The sequence below is a fragment of the Stackebrandtia soli genome (assembly GCF_965137155.1).
Classification (GTDB): Bacteria; Actinomycetota; Actinomycetes; order Mycobacteriales; family Micromonosporaceae; genus Stackebrandtia; species Stackebrandtia soli.
In genome coordinates, this window is the sequence record NZ_CBCRZX010000097.1 from 1 (window position 1) to 545 (window position 545).

A 545-nucleotide genomic window follows, 5' to 3' on the forward strand; every position below is an offset into this window, starting at 1 on the left:
CGTGGTGAGACGTTGGGTGTGGTGGGTGAGTCGGGTTGTGGGAAGTCGACGTTGGCGAAGTTGTTGGTGGGGTTGGAGTCGCCGTCGTCGGGTTCGATTCGTGTGCGGGGGGAGGATGTGACGCGGTTGGGTCGTGTGGGGATGCGGCGTTTGCGGCGGAATGTTCAGATGGTGTTTCAGGATCCGTATACGTCGTTGAATCCGCGGATGACGGTGGGCGATATTGTGGGTGAGCCGTTTGATATTCATCCGGATGTGGTGCCGCGGAAGGGTCGTCGTGCTGCGGTGGCGGATTTGTTGGATCGGGTGGGGTTGAATCCGGATCATATTAATCGGTATCCGCATCAGTTTTCGGGTGGTCAGCGGCAGCGTATTGGTATTGCGCGGGCGTTGGCGTTGCGTCCGGAGATTTTGATTTGTGATGAGCCGGTGTCGGCGTTGGATGTGTCGATTCAGGGGCAGGTGATCAATCTTCTTGAGGAGCTTCAGGATGAGTTGGGTCTGTCCTATATTTTCATCGCGCATGATTTGTCGGTGGTTCGTCA

The 545-nt window shown here is 56.5% G+C and carries 1 protein-coding gene; it reads left to right on the top strand.

What is annotated here, in order from left to right; all coding sequences use genetic code 11:
• On the top strand, positions 1 to 545 hold a 545-nt coding region (locus ACM9NP_RS23960), incomplete at both ends, for an ATP-binding cassette domain-containing protein (protein ID WP_415649043.1).